This is a genomic window from Pseudomonas aphyarum (genome assembly GCF_028657055.1).
In the GTDB taxonomy this organism is placed as follows: domain Bacteria; phylum Pseudomonadota; class Gammaproteobacteria; order Pseudomonadales; family Pseudomonadaceae; genus Aquipseudomonas; species Aquipseudomonas aphyarum.
Genome location: NZ_JAMDGS010000011.1, coordinates 60501 through 75786, shown reverse-complemented (window position 1 = coordinate 75786; position 15286 = coordinate 60501). Strand labels below are relative to the sequence as shown.

The 15286-nt window shown below is 61.2% G+C and carries 14 protein-coding genes; 2 read left to right on the top strand and 12 right to left on the bottom strand.

Annotated features, from left to right (window positions below):
* Nucleotide 1: 1 nt before the first annotated feature.
* The 5 genes from M5G18_RS16400 to M5G18_RS16380 form a co-directional block, all read right to left on the bottom strand.
* The gene (locus M5G18_RS16400) at nucleotides 2–1231 is read right to left on the bottom strand and encodes a nucleoside recognition domain-containing protein (protein WP_007954056.1); all 1230 of its coding nucleotides are present in this window, start codon (nucleotides 1229–1231) and stop codon (nucleotides 2–4) included.
* A gap of 102 nt (nucleotides 1232–1333) precedes the next feature.
* Entirely contained in the window at nucleotides 1334–2665 is a 1332-nt protein-coding gene (gltP, locus tag M5G18_RS16395; protein ID WP_007954055.1) for a glutamate/aspartate:proton symporter GltP, read from the bottom strand.
* A 697-nt stretch (nucleotides 2666–3362) separates the two neighbouring features.
* A complete protein-coding gene (locus M5G18_RS16390; RefSeq protein ID WP_007954053.1) occupies nucleotides 3363–3827 on the bottom strand; it encodes an inhibitor of vertebrate lysozyme family protein in 465 nt (154 codons plus the stop codon).
* A 2-nt stretch (nucleotides 3828–3829) separates the two neighbouring features.
* Complete coding sequence (locus M5G18_RS16385; RefSeq protein ID WP_003177151.1) at nucleotides 3830–3994, bottom strand: DUF1328 domain-containing protein; 165 nt, start codon at nucleotides 3992–3994, stop codon at nucleotides 3830–3832.
* Nucleotides 3995–4061: 67 nt separating this feature from the next.
* Entirely contained in the window at nucleotides 4062–4346 is a 285-nt protein-coding gene (locus M5G18_RS16380; protein ID WP_273898090.1) for a hypothetical protein, read from the bottom strand.
* A gap of 427 nt (nucleotides 4347–4773) precedes the next feature.
* Between M5G18_RS16380 and algB the strand changes: the two genes are divergently transcribed.
* Nucleotides 4774–6120, top strand: a complete 1347-nt coding sequence (gene algB / locus M5G18_RS16375; RefSeq protein WP_007954049.1) for a sigma-54-dependent response regulator transcription factor AlgB — start codon at nucleotides 4774–4776, stop codon at nucleotides 6118–6120.
* Between the two features lie 10 nt (nucleotides 6121–6130).
* Nucleotides 6131–7921, top strand: a complete 1791-nt coding sequence (locus M5G18_RS16370; protein ID WP_273898087.1) for a KinB sensor domain-containing domain — start codon at nucleotides 6131–6133, stop codon at nucleotides 7919–7921.
* On the opposite strand, the gene M5G18_RS16365 is transcribed toward M5G18_RS16370, so the two are convergent.
* The 7 genes from M5G18_RS16365 to M5G18_RS16335 all read right to left on the bottom strand — a co-directional run bounded on the left by M5G18_RS16365 (nucleotide 7918) and on the right by M5G18_RS16335 (nucleotide 15258).
* Complete coding sequence (locus M5G18_RS16365) at nucleotides 7918–9531, bottom strand: EAL domain-containing protein (protein ID WP_273898086.1); 1614 nt, start codon at nucleotides 9529–9531, stop codon at nucleotides 7918–7920. The genes M5G18_RS16370 and M5G18_RS16365 overlap by 4 nt on opposite strands.
* Before the next feature lie 75 nt (nucleotides 9532–9606).
* Nucleotides 9607–10386, bottom strand: a complete 780-nt coding sequence (locus tag M5G18_RS16360) for an N-acetylmuramoyl-L-alanine amidase (protein WP_273898085.1) — start codon at nucleotides 10384–10386, stop codon at nucleotides 9607–9609.
* Between the two features lie 100 nt (nucleotides 10387–10486).
* On the bottom strand, nucleotides 10487–12577 hold the full coding sequence (locus M5G18_RS16355; RefSeq protein ID WP_273898084.1) for a diguanylate cyclase: 2091 nt from the start codon (nucleotides 12575–12577) through the stop codon (nucleotides 10487–10489).
* Nucleotides 12574–13452: an endonuclease/exonuclease/phosphatase family protein gene (locus M5G18_RS16350; protein ID WP_273898083.1), complete on the bottom strand. Its 879-nt coding sequence runs from the start codon at nucleotides 13450–13452 to the stop codon at nucleotides 12574–12576. The genes M5G18_RS16355 and M5G18_RS16350 overlap by 4 nt, the downstream gene beginning before the upstream one ends.
* 14 nt (nucleotides 13453–13466) lie before the next feature.
* Nucleotides 13467–14108 carry a thiol:disulfide interchange protein DsbA/DsbL gene (locus tag M5G18_RS16345; RefSeq protein ID WP_007954043.1) on the bottom strand — a complete coding sequence of 214 codons (642 nt, stop codon included), beginning with the start codon at nucleotides 14106–14108 and terminating at the stop codon, nucleotides 13467–13469.
* A gap of 200 nt (nucleotides 14109–14308) precedes the next feature.
* Complete coding sequence (locus M5G18_RS16340; protein WP_085606391.1) at nucleotides 14309–14920, bottom strand: c-type cytochrome; 612 nt, start codon at nucleotides 14918–14920, stop codon at nucleotides 14309–14311.
* Nucleotides 14921–14952: 32 nt separating this feature from the next.
* Entirely contained in the window at nucleotides 14953–15258 is a 306-nt protein-coding gene (locus tag M5G18_RS16335) for a c-type cytochrome (protein ID WP_045121721.1), read from the bottom strand.
* Nucleotides 15259–15286 lie beyond the last annotated feature (28 nt).

The following is a 15286-nucleotide window of genomic DNA, read 5'->3' as shown; positions in this document are numbered from 1 at the left end:
CTTAACCGAAGAACCAGTAGCAGACGCCGATAGCGCCGAGTACGCCCGCGAGTTCGGCCAGCAGCGCGCAACCGACGGCATGGCGGGCGCGCTGGATGCCTACGGCGCCGAAGTACACTGCCAGCACATAGAACGTGGTTTCGGTGCTGCCCTGAATGGTCGCGGCCACCAGCGCCGGGAAGCTGTCCACGCCCGAGGTCTTCATCGTTTCGATCAGCATCGCCCGGGCGGCGCTGCCGGAGAACGGTTTGACCATCGCAGTCGGCAGCGCATCGACGAAGCGCGTGTCCCACCCTGCCCACTCCACCAGATGGCGGATGCCGTCGAGGCCGAAGTCCAGCGCGCCCGATGCGCGCAATACGCCGATCGCGCAGAGCATCGCCACCAGATACGGCAGCAGGTTCTTGGCGACGTCGAAACCTTCCTTCGCGCCTTCGACGAACGCCTCGTAGACCTTTACCTTGCGCAAGGCGCCGATCACCAGGAACAGCATGATCAGGCCGAACAGCGTCAGGTTGCCGAGGATCGACGACAGCCCCGCCAATGCGGTGGCCGACATCGTCGCGAGCAACGCCATGAAGCCGCCGAGAATCAGCGCGCCGGGAATCAGGTAAGCCAGCACCACCGGGTCCCAGACCCGCAGGCGCTGCATGAACGCCACCGACAGGAAGCCGACGATGGTCGAACAACTGGTGGCCAGCAGGATCGGCAGGAACACCAGCGTCGGGTCCGGCGCGCCTTGCTGGGCGCGGTACATGAAGATCGTCACCGGCAGCAGAGTCAGGGAAGATGCGTTGAGCACCAGGAACAGGATTTGCGCGTTGCTGGCGATGGTCGAGCTGGGGTTGAGCTCTTGCAGCGCCTTCATGGCCTTGAGGCCGATCGGCGTGGCGGCGTTGTCCAGACCCAGGCCGTTGGCGGCAAAGTTCAGGGTGATCAGACCGATGGCCGGGTGACCCGCCGGCACTTCCGGCATCAGCCGCAGGAACAGCGGGCCCAGCGCTTTGGCCAGCCATTCGACGATCCCGGCCTTCTCGGCGATGCGCAGGAAACCCAGCCACAGGGTCAGCGTGCCGAACAGCAGCACCATGACCTCGACCGACAGCTTGGCCATGGCAAAAATGCTTTCCACCATCGCCGCGAAGATCCCGGCGTTGCCGCCGATCAGCCATTGCCCCAGCGCCGAAACGGCTGCCACGATGAAGAAGCCAAGCCACAGGCCATTAAGCATCAGTCAAATCCCCCGGAAGATGCGGCGAATGATAGCGGGGTCGCCAGAAACGACAAACCCCGGATTTCTCCGGGGTTTGTCAGGGCGCCTGGCGGGCGGGGATCAGTTGTTCGAAACGTCACCGGCCGGCAGTTTTTCCTTGCTGCGCCAGTGCGGCAGCGAGTTCCAGTAGCGCTGACCCTTGGCGTCGTCGTACATGCCTTCCCAACGAGCGATGACCAGTACGGCGAGGGCGTTGCCGATCACGTTCAGGGCGGTACGCGCCATGTCCATCACACGGTCGACACCGGCGATGAACGCCAGGCCTTCCAGCGGAATACCGACGCTGCCCAGAGTGGCCAGCAGTACCACGAAGGACACGCCCGGCACGCCGGCGATACCTTTGGAGGTCACCATCAGGGTCAGGACCAGCAGCAGTTGCTGGCTGATCGACAGGTCGATGCCGTACAGCTGGGCAATGAAGATGGCGGCGATGGACTGGTACAGGGTCGAACCGTCGAGGTTGAACGAGTAGCCGGTCGGTACCACGAAGCTGCAGATGGCTTTCGGTGCGCCGTAGGCTTCCATCTTCTCGATCACGCGTGGCAGCACGGTTTCCGAGGAAGCGGTGGAGTAAGCCAGGACCAGCTCATCCTTGAAGATGCGCATCAGCTTGATCACCGAGAAACCGAACATCTTGGCGATCAGGCCCAGAATCACGAAGGCGAAGAAGGCGATGGCGACGTAAACCAGGATCACCAGTTTGGCCAGCGGCAGCAGCGAGGCGAAACCGAAGTTGGCTACGGTCACCGCGATCAGTGCGAATACGCCGATCGGGGCGTAGTTCATGATCATGTGGGTGACTTTGAACATGCTTTCCGAGACGCCCTGGAACATCTTCACCAGCGGCTCGCGCAGGTCCGACTGCAGGCTCGACAGACCGAGACCGAACAGCACGGAGAAGAAGATGATCGGCAGCATTTCGCCGCGGGCCATGGCCGCGAAGATGTTCGACGGGATCAGGTTGAGGATGGTCTCGATGAACGCGTGTTCATGCTGCACTTCGGCGGCGGTCGCCTGGTACTTGGAGATGTCCACAGTGCCCAGGGTGCTCATGTCGATGCCGGCACCCGGATGGAACAGGTTGGCCAGCAGCAGACCGACGACGATGGCGATGGTGGTGACGATTTCGAAGTAGATGATGGTCTTCAGGCCGATACGCCCGAGCTTCTTGGCGTCGCCCACGCCGGCGATGCCGACGATCAGGGAAGAGATGACGATCGGGATCACGATCATCTTGATCAGACGGATAAAGATATCGCCTGCCGGTTGCAGGACGTTGCTGATCCACCAGGCCTTCTCGGCACTGAAATGGTTGAGCAACGCACCGATTGCAATCCCCAACACCAGACCGATGAGGATCTGCCAGGCGAGGCTAAGCTTTGCCTTCTTCATTATCTTTACCCTTACTTGCGTTTGACTCAGGCACATGCAGGAACTGGAACGCTCTTTAGCGGAAAAGTCTGTGCATCTGCCTCCGTATAAGGTGCCCCGAAGCGCGTGTTTACGGCTCTCCGGCAGGCGAAAAAAGGCGCAACTATTCCGATGCAAGGTTGCGCCGTCTAATGCCGTAAACGCCTACCCTATGCCGAATCGGCATGAGCTTTTTTAAATGAAACTGGCGTCCCAACCGGTTCGAATACGACATTTCGGCAGGCATAAGTGCCGTGAACCGGCCATTACAGCGTAGGTTGGTTATTTTTTGAACGAGTGATTTCGACGAAAAATTTAGGAAAAAGCCTACGTTCGGAAACTAAAAGTCCCACTTACTCGATCGACTCTTTCTCGATATACGGTCGCGAAGAAACACCGCGAAATGCTTTCGCACGCAGTGTGAGCGATAAAAAAGACGAGCAGAACGCTCTGGATCAACGTTTTGTCACGTTGAAAGCTCAGCGCAAGTCCGTCGAACCGCTCCGGTTGGCGAACTTGCGTCGCAGCTTTTACCCTGACCCGGCCCTCATCGCAGGCACTCCCTGTACCCGTAGGTCACTCCGACCCTGCAACAGTCAGAACGTCCCGGCCCCCTGGTCATGCACCGGCCTTCCTCGGGCGGGTGCAATGGAGGACAGCCTTTCAGCTGCCCTCATGTTCAATACCAGTTCGGATCTTTCTTCAGCGTTTCCATCAACAGATCCTGCATGCCCTGGTCGGGCTTGCCGAGGAAGCGGTAGGTGGCATGTCGCGTTGGCGACTTGTCGGCCGGCAGTCCTTCGGGCACATCGACCAGCATGGCGTAAGCGTGTTTCTTGTCGAAGCTGAAGGCGACGATCAGGCGATGGTTGAGGCATTTGTCCTGCGATTCGCAGAGCGGCCCCACCAGATACTGATCGCCATCTTCAGTCACGGCGTTCATCTGTTGGTCCGGCGCGCCGGAGAGGTTCATCACCCATTCCGGCAGGCGTTCTTCCTTCTTCACCACGCCTTCCCAGGTTTCCCTGTATTGCGGGTCGGAACTCAACAGTTCGTTGACCCGCGCCTGGCCGTCATTGGCCGCCATCGCCATGGCACTACCGCCCAGTAGCAGGGCGGCTGCCAGTGTCTTTAAACCCTTCATGTTCAACCTCGACCGCGACGGCCAAAGAAGAAGGAAGCGATGAACATCACCAGGAACACGACAAAGAGAATCTTGGCGATACCCGTGGCGGTGCCCGCGATACCACCGAAGCCCAGTACTGCAGCGATGATGGCAATGATCAGGAATGTGATTGCCCAGCTCAACATGGTGATTCTCCTTGCTTCTATTTAGGGGTGTTGCCGGTCTCGGCGCGGGGGCGCCCAGATTCGTTGATCAGAAAACCCAGCGTTCTTCACGGGGCATGTCGCCCAGTGGCTGTGGCTGGTCGACGTCCATCATGCGCATCGCGCCGTTGTCGGCCTGGCTGCTGCTGACCGCGCTGAAGTGCGTCTGCGTCGCGTGTTGCATGGAAATCAGGGGCTCAGGTTGCTGACTGTGTTCCCAGCGCAGGTATTGCTGGCAGGCGATCAGCGTGATCAACAGCGCAAGTGCGCCAAACAGGGCCTGCTGCAAGTGCAGTGGCGAGATACGTATTTGGGCGGCACGTGGGCGAGTCATCCTGGGTTCCTCACTCTTATTCGGTTGGGGCAGTGCATTTCTGCCCGGGCTGAGAGAGGTATTGCAGCCTGCATGCCAGCTTTTTTGTTTGAAAAAATCCAATAAAATCAGCTAGTTACAGATGGTGTGAAAATTCCTGACGACGCATCCTGCACGATGGTCCGCGCAGGGTCGTGCGTAATGCACGATTATTTCGTAGGAGAAATCATTCTTTTTGAATTGAGGGCAGGGTGCGGATGTCAGAAAAGGACGCAGGCAAATGCCTGAAAAACGCGAATTGTTTAAAAATTCAACAAAATCAGCGGATTAGCCGTGAGGGCAGGAGAGAGCTACCCTGCTATGACCGGAATCGATCAGAATCAACCATGCAACTTGCCCGATTTTTCCGGGACTAACCCAAGACATTCACTTATGGAGCGTAGGAAAAATGGAATCAGCCACTGAGCACCAAGGCCGCATTCTGCTGGTGGACGATGAATCCGCCATCCTGCGAACCTTCCGTTATTGCCTGGAAGACGAAGGTTATACCGTCGCCACTGCCAACAGCGCGGCCCAGGCTGACGCGCTGTTGCAACGTCAGGTGTTCGACCTGTGCTTCCTCGATTTGCGTCTGGGCGAAGACAATGGTCTCGATGTATTGGCGCAGATGCGCATTCAGGCGCCGTGGATGCGGGTCGTGATCGTTACCGCTCATTCGGCCGTCGACACGGCGGTGGACGCGATTCAGGCCGGCGCTGCCGATTATCTGGTCAAGCCGTGCAGCCCGGATCAATTGCGCCTGGCGACCGCCAAGCAGCTTGAAGTACGTCAGCTTTCGGCGCGTCTGGAAGCCCTCGAAGGTGAGATCCGCAAACCCAAGGACGGCCTCGATTCCCACAGCCCGGCGATGAAAGTCGTACTCGAAACCGCGCGGCAAGTGGCGGGCACCGACGCCAACATTCTGATCCTCGGCGAGTCCGGCACCGGTAAAGGTGAACTGGCCCGAGCCATTCACGGCTGGAGCAAGCGCGAGAAGAAATCGTGCGTGACCATCAATTGCCCGTCGCTGACTGCCGAACTGATGGAAAGCGAGCTGTTCGGTCACAGTCGTGGCGCGTTCACCGGGGCCAGTGAAAGCACGCTGGGTCGGGTTAACCAAGCCGATGGCGGTACGCTGTTTCTCGACGAGATCGGCGATTTTCCACTGACATTGCAACCCAAGTTGCTGCGTTTCATTCAGGACAAGGAATACGAGCGGGTAGGGGATCCGGTCACCCGCCGCGCCGATGTGCGTATTCTTGCCGCCACCAATCTCAATCTTGAGGACATGGTGCGTGACGGGCGTTTCCGTGAAGACTTGCTCTATCGCCTGAACGTTATCACCCTGCATTTGCCGCCGCTGCGCGAACGGGCCGAAGACATCCTGACCCTGGCCGACCGTTTCCTCGCTCGTTTTGTGAAGGAATATGCGCGTCCGGCCCGTGGCTTCAGCGACGAAGCTCGCGAAGCACTGCTGGGCTATCGCTGGCCCGGCAACATCCGTGAGCTGCGCAACGTGGTCGAGCGGGCGAGCATCATCTGCCCGCAGGAGCGTGTGGAAATCAGCCACCTCGGCATGGCCGAACAACCGGCGAACAACGCGCCACGGGTCGGCGCTGCACTGAGCCTCGACGAGTTGGAGAAAGCCCACATCGGCGCGGTACTGGCGACTGCCGGCACCCTCGATCAGGCCGCCAAGACTCTGGGGATCGACGCCTCGACCCTGTATCGCAAGCGCAAGCAGTACAACCTGTGAGCACCCGCCGATGAAACTGGCGATGAAGTTGCGGACCCGCTTGTTCCTGAGCATTTCCGCGCTGATCACCGTGGCCTTGCTCGGGCTGATGCTCGGGCTGGTCAGCGTGATGCAGATGGCCGGCACTCAGGAGGCGCTGATCCGCAACAACTTCGTCACCCTCGATCTGGGACTCAAGCTGCGCCAGACCCTCGGCGATCAACTGATCATGATGCTCGCCGAGAAGCCCGACCCCGTGGCGTTCGAAGCGTCCAAACAACGTTATTTCGAATTGCTCGACGAGGGCATCGCTCAAGAGCAGAAAAACGACAATCGCCAATACGGGTTCAGTCAGGCCAAAAGCGATTACTTGACCTTCCTCGAAGCGTTCGACGTGTCCCGCGATCCGGGCGCCGCCCTGAGCAGTGGTGGCGACTTGCGCGAGCGATTCAACACCCTGCGTAACGGTTTGATCTCAGAGCACAAGCACGCGCTGGATAACATCAATGCAGTCCAGCACGCCGCCCGTGACCGGGCGCTGCTGATTTCCGGCTTGCTCGGGTTGGTGGGGCTGGCGGTGCTGATCATCGGCTTCATCACCGCCCAAGGCATTGCCCGGCGTTTTGGTGCGCCGATCGAAGCGCTGGCGAAAGCCGCAGATAACATCGGCCAGGGCAATTTCGAAGTGACCCTGCCGGTGTCCTCGGCGATGGAAATCAATCTGCTGACCCGGCGCTTCGGGCTGATGGCCGAAGCCCTGCGCGAACACCAGGCGACCAATGTCGACGAATTGCTCGCCGGCCAGCAGCGCCTGCAAGCGGTACTCGACAGCATCGATGACGGCTTGCTGATGATCGACCGTCAGGGGCATCTGGAACACTTGAACCCGGTGGCCCAGCGGCAACTGGGCTGGGACAGCGACCGTTTCGGCGAGGGCCTGGGCACAGCGCTTCAGCGGCCGGAACTGGATGCACAACTGCAACTGGTGCTACGCGGCGGCACGCTTGAGCGGGCACCGGATGACTTGAGCATCGAGGTCGATGGCGAGTCGCGTCTGCTGACCTACAGCCTGACGCCGGTCAGCCATACCCAGGGGCATATCCTCGGTGCCGTCATGGTCTTGCATGACGTCACCGAACAGCGCGCCTTCGAACGGGTGCGCAGCGAGTTCGTGCTGCGCGCATCCCACGAATTGCGCACACCGGTCACGGGCATGCACATGGCATTCGGGCTGTTCCGCGAGCGGGCGAAATTTCCTCAGGAGTCACGCGAATCCGATCTGCTCGACACGGTTAACGAAGAAATGCAGCGCCTGATGCAGCTGATCAACGATCTGCTGAACTTCTCGCGCTATCAGAGCGGCTTGCAGAAGCTCACGCTGGCGCCGTGTTCCATCGAGGATCTGCTGGAGCAGGCGCGTTTGCGTTTCGCCGATTCGGCGGCGCAGAAGGGCGTTACCCTGCAGGTCGAAGCGCAGGGTCCGCTGCCGCGCTTGCAGGCGGATCAGGCGCAGCTCGATCGAGTTCTCGACAACCTGATCGACAATGCCTTGCGCCATACGGCGCGCGACGGTCTGATCCGCTTGCAGGCCCGGCGCCATGGCGAGCGGGTGATCATCAGTGTCGAAGATAACGGCGAAGGGATTGCCTACGGTCAGCAAGGGCGGATCTTCGAACCCTTCGTCCAGGTTGGCCGCAAGAAGGGCGGGGCCGGGCTCGGTCTGGCGCTGTGCAAGGAAATCGTCCAGTTGCACGGCGGGCGGATGGGTGTTTACTCGCGGCCGGGGCAGGGCACGCAGTTCTACATGGCGCTGGCGGTCTAGGCCTCGTCGTCGATCCGGCGGCCGGCGAGCCGCCGACCACGGGTGATCAGTTCGATGAACTGCACCGCGCTCAAGGCGTGGGCGAACAGCCAGCCTTGACCGAACTTCACGCCCTCGCTGCTCAGCAGCTCGGCCTGGGATTCGTATTCGATCCCTTCGGCGATCACCTTCAGGTCCAGCGCCTGGGCCATGTGAATGATGTGCGGCGCGACACCGCTGCTGGCAGCGTCATGGCCGAGGGCGTCGATGAATGCCTTGTCGATCTTCAGGCAGTCCACGGGCAAGGTTTGCAGGTACGCCAGGCTGCAATAGCCGGTGCCGAAATCGTCGATCAGCACCTGATGGCCGACATCCCGCAGCGCCTGCAGGTTTTCCCGGGCCACCACCACATCGATCAGGCCGCGTTCGGTCACCTCGAACGCAATCTGCCGCGCCGCGACCCGGTGCAGGGTCAGCAGCCGCGCCATGACCTGGCCAATGCGCGGGACCATCACGTCGCAGGCGGCCAGGTTCACCGAGATGTACAGCTGCGGGTTGGTTCGCAGCAATTGGCCCAACTGCTCAAGCAAGCGTTGCAGGACGAAGTCGGTCATCTGGCGAATCTGCCCGGTGTTCTCCGCCATCGGGATGAACAGGTCGGGGCTGGTCAGCGTGCCGTCCGGCCGGCGCCAGCGCAGCAGGGCTTCGGCGCCGACGCAGTTGCGGCTGTCGAGATCGAAGATCGGTTGATAGAGCACCTGCAACTCGCCCCGGCGGATCGCGCCGTGCAGCTCGGCATCCAGAGACTGGCGCTGGCGCACGATCCAGAACACCAGAACGCCCACCAGCGCACCGAGCACCAGACAGAACGGCACCATCCACCACCAGAGCTCCGGAATGTGCATGCCCGAGCGCGGGCTGATCAGCACCAGTTGGTATTCCGGGTTATCGGTGGGCATGCGGTAGATCAGGTGCGACTGGGTGACTTGCAGCGCATCCGGGGTTTTCGGCGGCCAGGGTTCAGTGGGTGGCCAGGCTTGTGGAACGCCGAGCACCGGAATCGCCCGGGACCCGTGATCCAGCACCACCAGCAGACTGCTGCCGGGCGACAGGTCGACCATGTCGGTCAAATGCCCGCGTGAAGTGGCGACGCGAAAGTTGCCGCGCCCTAGCATCAGCGCCGCGCGGTTTTCATCGGGTTCGGTGGTGGTGTTCAGCCAGTAGCTGTAGGTCGGGCCCCTGATGTCGGGAGGGCGCACGACTGAAAGGCCCTCCTGGCGCGGACGGTTGGAACAGATCCGCGTGGCGTCCATGTAGGCCGCTTCATACACGAAGCGATAGTTGAACGTCACTTGCTGCAACGTGGCAATCATTTCGTCGTCGCAGCTGCGCAAGGGTTGGGCTTCGAGGTCGTCGAGGCTTTCGCGCAACTGGCCGAACAGTTGCTCCAGGCGCGCCAGGAACCGCTCGCCCTGAGCGTTCATTTCCTGGCTTTCGCTTTGTTCGACTTGGCGCATGGCCACGAACAGCCCGCCGGTGATCAGCAGGCTCGCACTGAGGACAGCCGCGATCATCGCCAGAAACCAGGGGCGATAAAACCAGCTACGCAGCGTCTCTCGGGTAGCAACCATCATGGATATCCGAAGAATTACCAATGAGTTATAGCTGCTGATTGCACTTTCGCCCTGACCGTCGGGCGGGCGTCATTATTTTGTCTGATTCAGCACCAGCAGCAACGCTGCCGTTTGCGCATCCGGCGTGCCGTCAAAGCGCGTAGGGCGGTAGTGCATCTGGAAGGCTGCGAGCACATGGCGGGTCGCCACATCCAGCTCGCCGGTCTGCGGCGTCGAGTAGCCCAGGCGCGCCAGTTGGCTCTGGAACCATGTAATGCTCGGCAGCTCGGCGTCGAACTGCGCCTGCTGGCGTGCCACCGCTTGTTCGTTGGGCCAGAGCCCCAGCCCTTCGGCCGCCAGGCGTTTCCAGGGGAACAGCGGCCCCGGATCGAGCTTGCGCAGCGGGGCGATGTCGCTATGGCCGATGATGTGGCGCGGGCTGATACCCTGGCGCTTGCTGATGTCCTTGAGCAGAACGATCAGCGATTGCACCTGGGCTTCGCTGTAGGGATACCAGAGGCGACCGGTCGGCGTGTCCTTGAAGCCCGGATTGACGATTTCGATGCCGATCGAGCTGGAGTTGAGCCAGGTACGGCCTTGCCATTCGCTTTCGCCGGCGTGCCAGGCACGCAGGTTTTCGTCCATCAGCTTGTAGATGGTGCCGTTTTTGTCGTCGCCGATCAGGTAATGGCTGCTGACTTCGCCGTGGGTCAGCAACTGCAGCGAGCGTTCGAGCGAGGCGGAGGTGTAGTGCACGATCACAAACTGCACGCGACTGTCGTGATTGACCGAAGGATGGCTGGTGTCAAAACGCGGGCCGCTGGCACAACCGGCCAGGAGGATCAGCGACGCGAGGAGGGTAAAAAATTTCATGGCAGAGGGCAGTACACGCAAGACGATAATGCAACAGTGTAACGTATCGCCTTGCGCTTCGACGCTTAAAGGGCTGATTTAAACAATATGGAACAATTGCTCAGCCCAGCTCCACCCGGTTACGACCTGCGTTTTTCGCCCGGTAAAGCGCCTGATCGGCTCTTTTGAGTACCAGATCGCTGTGTTCTCCCGGCCGGAACGCCGCGAGTCCCATGGAAACGGTGATCGTGACGCGCTCGCCCTTGAAGTGAAACGGGCAGGCTTCGATGGAAGCGCGCAGGGTTTCAAGGAGTTTGGCGCCGACGGCCGGCGGTGTCGCCGGAAGCAGCAGGACAAACTCTTCACCGCCGAAACGAGCGATGAAATCGCTGCCACGCAGGCGTTTGCGCAGCACGGTCGCGATGATCTTCAACACCTTGTCGCCGGCCAGGTGGCCGTAGTTGTCGTTGATCCGTTTGAAGTGATCGAGGTCGAGCATGGCCAGGCTCAGGGTGTTGCCGTGCTGCTGCCATTGGGCGATTTCATGTTCGAGCCGTTCGGTCCAGGCCGCGCGGTTGGGGAGGCCGGTGAGCGGATCGATCAGGGCTTTCTGGCGCTGCTCTTCAAGGTGTTCGCGATAGCCCAGCGCTTCCTGCTCCATGTGCGCGACGCGCTCGGCCAGGCTTTTCAGGCGTCCGGCGACTTCCTGTTCCCGGGCGTCACGCTGTTTCTGATGCTGATCCATCGTGCCGAGCAGGCCCTCGAGATGGTTTTCCAGCACCTGCTTCAGATCGTCCAGATCGGCCGCTTCCTGCACGCTGTTCTGCAAGCCGTCGACCTGTTCACGGATCTGCGTGTCCATCGCCCGCGCCGCGGAGCTGTTGTCGGCGTGGCCTTCGCTGGCGGCCTGCAAATTGCTCTGGAACGCTTCGAGGCGTTCGTTGAGTTGCTGCAGATAAGCTTCGAATTCGTGCTGGCCGCTGTCGGTGATGGCCAGCATCAAGGTCGCCAGATCGTCGAGGATCGGCAGCAGTTCGTACCAGTTCAGACCGTTTTTCAGACGATCGCGCATCGCTTCGGCTTGCGGGCGGTGGCGCTCCGGCAAGGTCAGGTCGTCCAGCAGCCCGATCAGCGTGTCTTCGATGTGTTTGGCGACCGAGCTGTAGGACGGTTCCGGCGAGTCCGGCAGGGCGTAGAGGATGTCGTGTTCGGATTGCTCCGGATCGATTGCGGCCAATGCCTGGGCGATGGGGTCGGGCAGGGGCAGGCTGTCGAGGATCACCGGCGGCGGGGTATCGCCGGGGTGGATCAGTTCGTCCGGGTTGATGGCTGTTGGCACTGCTGGCGCGAAAACCGGAGGAGATGTGAAGGCTTGCGGCTCCGGTTCTGGCTCGGCGGGATCTGGTTCGCTGGCGGCGGTGGGGGCTTCGGCGAGGATTCTGGCCGGCTCAAAGGCCACTACCTCCGGCTCCGCATGGTACTCGGGGGTTGGCTCTGGAGTTTTCGCGGGTTCGGCCATGGGGGCGGCAACCGGTGCTTGGCTGATGGGCGCAGTGGCGACTGGTTCGGCGGTCGTGGCAGGCGGTTCCTGCAAGGGTGCGGTTTCATGCGTGACGGGCAGTTGCTCTGGCTTTGCGGGCGGTGCGGCCACGGCAGGCTGGGTCGCCGTCACAGGCGTTTCCTCGTTGTCGCGGCTGCCGAACAGGCGCTGCAACAAACCTGGGCGTCCCGGTTCCGCCGGGGTCTCCAGCTGGCTCAAGGCCTTGCCCTGCAAGCCGCTGAGCTCGCTGAGCAGCAGCGGCATTTCCCTTGCCTGACTCACCCGGCCGTCCAGTTGCTTGGCGAATTTCTTCAGTGGCTGGGCGACATCACGAGGCAGCGGGAGGGATTGCAGCTGAGTGACCAGCGCAGTCAGTGCGGTGCTGACCTGTTCGATCCGGGTTTCCCGGCGCTGCTCGGAATCGAGCACGGCTTTTTCCAGCCGCGGCAGCAGGGCGGCGAGGCCGGCGTCCATGTCATCGGTGCGCACCACGTCGCGCATCTCTTTCATGCACTGATCGACCACGCGGTCGGTGCCTTCCGCCGCCAGGGTGCTGCGCACCAGACCACGGCGCAGCAGGTCGAGCCGGGCGTCCCATCGACGTTCGAGCTTTTCCTGTTGTTCGATGCTTTTGAGGTATTTCTCTTTCCAGCGCTGGGCTTCGTCGCTCATTCAGGGGTTCCGCGAAGGGCAGTGCTCAACGCGGGCAATGCATCGGCCGTGAGCGAACCCGGCAGACGAATCTCTACCGCGACCGGCAGGTGATCGGAAATCGGTTGTGCCAGCACTTCGACCTTTTCCAGGGTCAAGGTCGGGCTGAGCAGAATATGGTCCAGGCAGCGCTGGGGGCGCCAGCTGGGGAATGTCGCTTCGAGTTGCGGGGCCAGCAGGCCGAGGTCGCGCAACGGCGAGTGTTGCAGCAGATCGCTGGCGTGGGTGTTCATGTCACCCATCAGCACTTGATGCTTGTAGCCGCCGATCAGTTCGCGGATGTAGGCCAGTTGCATGCTGCGCACCCGGGCGCCGAGCGCCAGGTGCATCATCACCACCACCAGCGCTTCCGGGCCTTCGCCAAAACGCACCAGAATTGCCCCGCGTCCCTTCGGACCCGGCAGCGGGTGGTCCTCGATCGCCCACGGCCGCAGGCGACTGAGCACGCCATTGCTGTGCTGGGCCAGTCGGCCAAGGTTGCGATTGAGTTGTTGATACCAGTAGGGGAAGGCGCCGAGCTGAGCCAGGTGTTCAACCTGATTGACGTAGCCTGAACGCAGGCTGCCGCCATCGGCTTCCTGCAGGGCGACCAGATCGAAGTCGCCGAGCAGATTGCCGATCTTTTGCAGATTGCCGGAGCGCCCGGGGTGCGGCAGCAGATGCTGCCAGCTGCGGGTCAGGTAGTGCCGATAGCGCTCGGTGCTGATGCCGACCTGAATATTGAAGCTGAGCAAGCGCAGACGGCTGTCTGCGGGCAGGCCCGTCGATTCCAGGTGATGCTCGTTGACCTGCGGATCATGCAGGCCAACGACGCGTTCGGCTCCCCAGCGGCGCATGGCGATTGCCGCGCTTAGTTGGCGGCTGCCTTGTTGGTCGCTCGCTCTTTGGCCACCAGTTGGTCAGCCAGTTTCAGCGCCTGTTCGGCACCACCGGCGGAGCCGATGTCGAAGCGGTACTTACCGTTGACGATCATGGTTGGAACGCCGGAGATTTCATATTTCTTGGCCAGCTCGCGGGCTTTCACGATCTGCCCCTTGATGGCGAACGAATCGAAGGTCGCCAGGAACTTGTCCTTGTCCACGCCTTGAGTGGCGAGGAAGTCGGCCATGTCGTTCTTGTCGGTCAGCTTCTTGTGTTCTTTCTGGATGGCGTTGAACACGGCAGCGTGCACGTTGTGCTCGACGCCCATGGCTTCCAGGGTCAGGAACATCTGACCGTGAGCGTCCCACGGGCCACCGAACATCGCAGGAATGCGCACGAAGTTGACGTCGGACGGCAGTTTTTCAACCCACGGATTGATCACCGGCTCGAATGCGTAGCAGTGCGGGCAGCCATACCAGAACAGCTCGACCACTTCGATCTTGCCAGGCACGGCGACCGGTACCGGGTTGCTCAGTTCGACATAAGGGGCAGCAGGGGCTTCGGCGGCCTGGGCGGTCACGCCGAACAGGCTGGCAGCGACGAGGGCGGCGCTGATGATCAGATTACGCATGCTTTACTCCTGGACAATTTTGGTCGCCTCGCGCGACCTGTTTTCAGACAGATCCTGGCGGGCATGAGTTCTGTAGTGTAACGGCAGCGGCCACAAAAAAGGGCGGCCAAAGCCACCCTTTTTATACTTGCTGCGACGGATTAATCGAGCGTTAACGTGGCAGGCGTTGGCCATCGCACGCAACGCTCGAATCGCGCGTCTTAGTGCAGGCCCTGAATGTAGCTGGAGACTGCCGCGATGTCTTCGTCGCTCAGCTTGCGGGCGATGGTGCGCATGGTCATCGCGTCGCCGTCGTTGCTGCGGCCGGCTTCTTCCTTGCGGAAATCGGTCAGTTGCTTGGCGATGTACTGAGCGTGTTGGCCACCCAGGTGCGGGAAGCCGGCGGCTGCGTTGCCGGCGCCGTTCGGCGAGTGGCAACCGGTGCAGGCTGGCAGGCCTTTCTCGAGGTTGCCGCCACGGAACAGGGCTTCACCGCGAGCGACGATCTTCGGATCGGCGGCGCCGACGCTGCCTTTCTGGCTGGCGAAGTAGGCGGCGATGTCGGCCAGGTCCTGATCGCTCAGGTTGGTCAGCAGGCCGGTCATTTCCAGAACGGTGCGCTTGCCCGACTTGATGTCGTGCAATTGCTTGGTCAGGTAGCGTTCACCCTGTCCGGCCAGCTTTGGAAAGTTTGGCGCCATGCTGTTGCCATCCGGGCCATGGCAGGCGCCGCATACGGCGGCTTTTGCCTGGCCTGCGGCTGCATCACCGGCAGCATGGGCGAAGCCTGAGATTCCCACGGTCAACAGCAGACTCACGATCAGTTTGTTCATCAGCTAATCCAACTACGGCTAAGGGTTAAGAGTTATGGACCGGGCTTACTCTCGCTCATCCAGAGGATGAGGGCCTGGTAATCCTCGGCACTGCAGTCCATGCACAAACCACGCGGCGGCATCGCCTTGAAACCCTGGGTCACGTGTTGCACCAGCGTCTCCATACCTTTCGCCAACCTCGGCGTCCAAGCTTCCTGATCGCCTCTTCTGGGCGCCATGGGTAGTTGGCCGGAATGACAGGCTCCACAAACACGGTTGTACACGGCTTCCGGATCCTGTGTAGCCTGTGCGCTGTAAAGCGGCATCAAGACTCCGGCAGCCAGCAGCCATTTCGTCATAAAACGACCTTTTCAGGGTTGAGAGCGT

Coding starts and splice junctions, on each gene's coding strand:
- M5G18_RS16400 (WP_007954056.1), bottom strand. CDS start 1,231: ATGCTTAATGGCCTGTGGCTTGGCTTCTTCATCGTGGCAGCCGTTTCG.
- M5G18_RS16380 (WP_273898090.1), bottom strand. CDS start 4,346: ATGACTCGCCCACGTGCCGCCCAAATACGTATCTCGCCACTGCACTTG.
- M5G18_RS16350 (WP_273898083.1), bottom strand. CDS start 13,452: ATGCGCCGCTGGGGAGCCGAACGCGTCGTTGGCCTGCATGATCCGCAG.
- M5G18_RS16345 (WP_007954043.1), bottom strand. CDS start 14,108: ATGCGTAATCTGATCATCAGCGCCGCCCTCGTCGCTGCCAGCCTGTTC.
- M5G18_RS16365 (WP_273898086.1), bottom strand. CDS start 9,531: ATGGTTGCTACCCGAGAGACGCTGCGTAGCTGGTTTTATCGCCCCTGG.
- gltP (WP_007954055.1), bottom strand. CDS start 2,665: ATGAAGAAGGCAAAGCTTAGCCTCGCCTGGCAGATCCTCATCGGTCTG.
- M5G18_RS16370 (WP_273898087.1), top strand. CDS start 6,131: ATGAAACTGGCGATGAAGTTGCGGACCCGCTTGTTCCTGAGCATTTCC.
- M5G18_RS16360 (WP_273898085.1), bottom strand. CDS start 10,386: ATGAAATTTTTTACCCTCCTCGCGTCGCTGATCCTCCTGGCCGGTTGT.
- M5G18_RS16340 (WP_085606391.1), bottom strand. CDS start 14,920: ATGAACAAACTGATCGTGAGTCTGCTGTTGACCGTGGGAATCTCAGGC.
- algB (WP_007954049.1), top strand. CDS start 4,774: ATGGAATCAGCCACTGAGCACCAAGGCCGCATTCTGCTGGTGGACGAT.
- M5G18_RS16390 (WP_007954053.1), bottom strand. CDS start 3,827: ATGAAGGGTTTAAAGACACTGGCAGCCGCCCTGCTACTGGGCGGTAGT.
- M5G18_RS16355 (WP_273898084.1), bottom strand. CDS start 12,577: ATGAGCGACGAAGCCCAGCGCTGGAAAGAGAAATACCTCAAAAGCATC.
- M5G18_RS16335 (WP_045121721.1), bottom strand. CDS start 15,258: ATGACGAAATGGCTGCTGGCTGCCGGAGTCTTGATGCCGCTTTACAGC.
- M5G18_RS16385 (WP_003177151.1), bottom strand. CDS start 3,994: ATGTTGAGCTGGGCAATCACATTCCTGATCATTGCCATCATCGCTGCA.